At 69.8% G+C, this 4,893-nt stretch carries 6 protein-coding genes; 2 read left to right on the top strand and 4 right to left on the bottom strand.

Translation table 11 applies throughout. The features are described from left to right. Both AC1D15_RS18095 and AC1D15_RS18100 read left to right on the top strand, forming a co-directional pair. A partial coding sequence (locus tag AC1D15_RS18095; RefSeq protein WP_477827072.1) for a 2OG-Fe(II) oxygenase occupies window positions 1–1,327 on the top strand: 1,327 nt, incomplete at its 5' end. Beyond that, window positions 1,299–1,973, top strand: coding sequence for an HD domain-containing protein (locus AC1D15_RS18100; RefSeq protein WP_477827073.1), 675 nt, complete (start codon window positions 1,299–1,301; stop codon window positions 1,971–1,973). The genes AC1D15_RS18095 and AC1D15_RS18100, both read left to right, overlap by 29 nt. A gap of 94 nt (window positions 1,974–2,067) precedes the next feature. Here AC1D15_RS18100 and AC1D15_RS18105 read toward each other — a convergent pair whose 3' ends face one another. The 4 genes from AC1D15_RS18105 to AC1D15_RS18120 form a co-directional block, all read right to left on the bottom strand. Beyond that, complete coding sequence (locus AC1D15_RS18105) at window positions 2,068–2,865, bottom strand: bestrophin-like domain (protein ID WP_477827074.1); 798 nt, start codon at window positions 2,863–2,865, stop codon at window positions 2,068–2,070. A gap of 94 nt (window positions 2,866–2,959) precedes the next feature. Next, window positions 2,960–3,382 (bottom strand): thioredoxin TrxC, encoded by a 423-nt coding sequence (gene trxC / locus AC1D15_RS18110; protein ID WP_047504939.1) that lies wholly within the window; start codon window positions 3,380–3,382, stop codon window positions 2,960–2,962. A gap of 87 nt (window positions 3,383–3,469) precedes the next feature. Then, complete coding sequence (locus AC1D15_RS18115) at window positions 3,470–4,066, bottom strand: SIS domain-containing protein (protein WP_047504940.1); 597 nt, start codon at window positions 4,064–4,066, stop codon at window positions 3,470–3,472. 57 nt (window positions 4,067–4,123) lie between these two features. Beyond that, window positions 4,124–4,893: phosphatase PAP2 family protein (locus AC1D15_RS18120; protein WP_477827075.1), on the bottom strand; the 770-nt coding region annotated here is incomplete at its 5' end.

Genomic DNA, 4,893 nt, shown 5'->3' on the forward strand with positions numbered 1-4,893 from the left:
CTACCCGCCTTCGTACCGCAACAACGAACGCCAGGTCGTCGACGATCCRGTGCTGGCGCGGCGCCTCGGCGAGCGCCTGTTCGTGCACGTGCCCGAGCATCTGCTGCTCGATGGTCAACGCTGGGCGTTCGACAGCCTCAACGAGCGTTTCCGATTCTGTCGCTATGGCGCGGGTCAGCAGTTCAATGTGCACCGGGACGGCGTGCACTACCGCGGGCCTGATCGCCGCTCGTGCCTGACCTTCATGGTCTACCTCACCGATGGCGATGCATTCGGCGGCGGCGACACCGTCTTCTACTCCGCTGGCCCGGGCGGCGAGACCGGTGGAGCCCCGGCGCGCGAGATCGGCCGCGTGCGGCCCTGCGCCGGCAGCCTGATCGTCTTCGATCACAGCCTGTGGCATGCAGGCGCGGTGGTGACCCAGGGCGTGAAGCACATTCTTCGAAGTGACGTGCTGTACCGCCGCGAAGGAGAGAGCCGACCGCAAGGTGCTTTCGAGCCCGGCCACGACGGCTACGTGTGGACGATGGCGCGGCTCGGCGAAGACCTSCTGGCCAGCGGTGGACGCGACGGGCTGATCCGCCTGTGGCGCCTCGACGGTGCGTCGCACGGAACGCTGCCGGGCCATCGCCAATCGGTGCTCGGACTGGCCGCGCTGGCCGACGGCAGCCTGGCATCGATCTCGCGCGATGGCGACCTGCGCCTGTGGGACGTGCAAGCAGGGACGTGCACGCGTGTCGTGAAGGCGCATGCCGGCAGCGGCCTTGCGGTGCTCGCTCTGCAAGACGGCACGTTGGCGACCGGCGGCGCCGATGGATCTGTCCGGCATTGGCAGGCCGACGGCTCACTGATCGCGACGCACGACGGTCACGGCGGTTGGGTGTGGTCGCTGGCCGAGTCCGCGCAGGGGCAGCTGGTCTCGGCCAGTGAGGACGGGGCGCTGCGTGTGTGGGACCTGCGTGCCGGCCGTTGCATCGCCACGCTGCCGGGCGCTGCACCGCTGCGTGATGTGGTCGCGCTGGGTATCGACCGACTGGCCAGCGGAGACAGCGAGGGCTGCGTCATGACCTGGGCGCGCTCAGGCGGGGCGTGGATCCCGGTGCGCAGCCTGCGTGCCCACCGTGCGGCGGTGCGCCGGCTGCGCGTGATCGGCGATGGCCTGCTCGCCAGCGCCGGCGAAGACAATCGTGTATGCGTCTGGCGCCTGGCCGATCAGGGCCTGTGCGCCGAGTCACACCATGAGGACTTCGCGACCGACGTGATGCGCGTCCCTGGCGGCTACCTCAGCTGCGCCTACGATGGGCGCATCATCTCGCACGCTCTTTGATGCCACTGCCGTGGACGATCTCTTTCCAGGCTGGCAGCGCGCGTGGGCATCGACCGGGCTGGCCGAGCCGTCGCGCACCTGCTTCGAGGCCCTGTGCAGTGCGTACGCCGAGCCGCAGCGGCACTACCACTCGCTGCAGCACTTGCGGGAATGCCTGGCGCAAGCCGATGAGATCGAGCGCCTTGCGCAGCGCCCGGGCGAAGTGCTGATCGCGCTGTGGTTCCACGACGCCGTCTACGACCCCCAGGCGCGTGGCAACGAGCGGCGCAGCGCCGACTGGGCGCGAGAGGTCATCACGCTGAGCGGGGACGCCGAAGCCGCCGCGCGAGTGCACGCGCTGGTGATGGCGACCGAGCACCATGCCGTGCCCGAGACGCCCGATGCCCAGGTACTGGTCGATGTGGATCTGTCGATCCTCGGCGCTCACGCCGCGCGCTTCGATGAATATGAGCGGCRGGTGCGCGAGGAGTACCTCCACGTGCCGGCGTTCGTCTACCGAATGAAGCGCCGCGCCGTGCTGCAAGGCTTCCTGTCACGGCCGCGGCTCTTCAACACGGATGCCCACCTTGAACGCCTGGAGGGAACGGCTCGCGCCAACCTGCGCCGCTCCATCGAGGCAACCGACCTCAGTCATCGGCCATCTTGATCGACAGCTCGACGTCCCACAGCAGCTTTCTCGGCTCGAGGGCCGCTCAGGCTTGAGCGGCAATCGCGCCCATCAGAAGGCAAAAACTGCACGGCTACTTCGTGGCAGCCTGCGCCGACCACCGTGCCATCGTCTGCATCGTCCGCTGGATCGGCTCGGGGCCGATGCTCTCCGAGCCGGCGAACGGCCGGTCCATCGCGGCGATGAAGAAGAACACCAGGCCGAACACGCCCGACAGCAGGCCCATCGCGGTGATGTTGAACGCAGAGCGCGGCAGCACGTAGGTCGTCAACAGGGTCAGCATCGTCGCCAGCACGACGACGCTCCACAGCGTGCTGGGCACCTGCGCCTCGCTGGCCTGGGTGCGTTCCCGGCGAGCCCGGATCAGTTCGTTGGTGCGTGCCCAGATCTCCGGCATCAAGGCCGCTTCGCGCGGCCCCGCCGGGTCGATGCGGCCGACCGCGCGAAACATGTCGTCGAGCAGGTCGCGCGCCTGCTCCGGCAGTTCGCCCCTGCGCATCGCGGCCCATTCCTGATCGACCACCACCGCGGCGTACTTCTGCAGCAGGTCGCGGGCCTGGCGCGCTGGCACGGTGTCGTAGACCACCAGGTCGCGCGCCAGCGCCGTCATCACGACGGCCTCGGTGCGCACCGCCTTCTCGGCCGAGCCGAACGACTCCCACACCGAGATCGCCGAGAACGCGAGCAGCAGCGAGTTGATGGTGGCGATCACGCCGAGCAGCGCGATCGCGAGGTTGCGGTCGCTTTCGGCGAACGTGACGCGGCACACGCGCTGGAAGACGGCGTAGCCGACCAGCCCGACCAGGACCCAGCCGCCGCTGATCAAGAGGCCGAAAAGCCAGTTCGGAAGGTCGTAGAGGGCCAGTGGCATGCCGCCACGATAGCCATGCACTCCGCGCTGAGCCATCAGCGAATTGCTGAAATGCCCCTTCGAATAACCCGCGAGTGGAACAGCGCCGGGCGGGCTACGCCACCTGCGAACGCACCCACGAGACGATTTCCTGCGCCGGCAGCGCACCGCTGCGGCGGGCCACCTCCTTGCCGCCGCGGAACAGCAGCAGCGTCGGGATGCTGCGGATGCCGTAGGCGGCCGCGCTGCGCTGCGCCGCCTCGGTGTCGAGCTTCGCGAAGCGCACGCCGGGCAGTTGCCGCTGCGCCGCCTCGAACTGCGGGGCCATCGAGCGGCACGGGCCGCACCATTCGGCCCAGCAGTCCACCAGCAGCGGCATCTCGTTGCCGGCCACGTGGCGCTCGAGGCTCGCATCGTCGACCTCGATCGGGTGCGCCGGCAGCAGGCTCTTGCCGCACTGGCCGCACAGCGGGTCGTCGCCCAGCCGGGCGTCGGGCACGCGGTTGCGGGTCAGGCAGTGGGGGCAGACTATTTGCATGGCAGAACTCCTGTCGAAGCCGCGGGCCGAGCGCCGGACCGCCCCAAGCCGGCCCGCATCCCCCTGGGGGATCGGTTGATGTACCCGTCAACCGAGGGGCTCATAGTTCTCAGGGAAGAAATGGCGCTCGATCAGCTCGATCAGGATGTGCAGCACCTTGATGTGCAGCTCCTGCACGCGGTCGGCATAGCGGCCGCCCGGCGTGCAGACGTAGACGTCGGCGAGCGCCTCGAACTCCGGGTTGCGCTTGCCGGTGAGGGCGATCACCGACAGGCCGTTCGCCTTCGCGGCGCGGGCGGCGCGCAGGATGTTCTTGCTGGTGCCGCTGGTGCTGATCGCCAGCAGGCAATCGCCCGGCCGGCCGTGCGCCTCGACATAACGCGAGAACACCTGCTCGTAGCCGAGGTCGTTGCCGACGCAGCTCATGTGGCTGGCGTCGCTGATCGCCGCGGCGCCGAGGGGAGGGCGGTCGTCGCGGTAGCGGCCGGTCAGCTCTTCGGCGAAATGCATCGCATCGCACATCGAGCCGCCGTTGCCGCACGAGTAGACGCGGCCCTTGCGCTCGAAGACCTGGATCAGCAGCGCGGCCGCCTGCTCGACGCTCGCGAGGGCGGGGCCGTCGGACAGCAGTGCGTCGAGCGCGCGCTGGGCTTCGCGCAGGTTGGATTGGATGTGTTCGATCATGTCGGGTGTTCCATCGGTGCATCTGGGGACGGCCAGCCCGTCCGCAATGCCCCGAGGTTAACCCTTGGCCGCGCCCAATTCGCCGGCAGCCGGGGCAATCCGACGCAGCCGGGGCGCATGCAGGGACAGCACGCAGACCGCCCAGCACACCCACGCGGTCCACAGCGAGTGGCTCAGGTAGTGCGCGCCGCGCATCACCTGCACCCAGGCGAAGACGCTGCCGCACGCCAGCGTGATGGCCAGCCAGCGGCGCGCGGCCACCGGGGCCACCCGGCGCAGCGCGAACCAGCCGGCGAGGAACGAGAACGCGGTCGACGCGTGGCCGGACGGGAAGCACTGGCCCGAGCCGCCGTCGCGTTTCCAGAACTGCCAGTGCGGCACGTAGTCGAGCACGTCGCCGCCGAAGCGGGCCAGGTCCCACGGGCAGCTGGTGGCGCTGTGGCGCTTGAGCAGCGGAACCAGGATCACGCAGGCCAGCGTGGTCGTCACCCACCAGACGCGCTCCCGCTTCGCCAGGCCGCGGGCGAACGGCAGCGGGCGCCAGATGCCGACCAGCAGCACGCCGAACAGCAGCCAGGCCGGCCAGCGCGCGGCATCGTGCAGCAGCGTGCCGGTGAGCCAGCGATCGCGCCACGCAAAGCCGTGGGCGTTGCCGAACCACGACGTGAGGGCCAGGTCGAGGCCGCTCAGGTCCCAGGCCAGCAGCACGGCCAGCGACAGCAGCACGACCATCAGGTCGGTGCGCAGCGGGGTGGGCGGCCGGGCTGGCGTGGCAGGAAAGGCGTGGGCGACCATGGGCAGCGATGCTCGCGACCCAGACTTAGGGC

Source organism: Rhizobacter sp. P2_H2 (assembly GCF_056403375.1).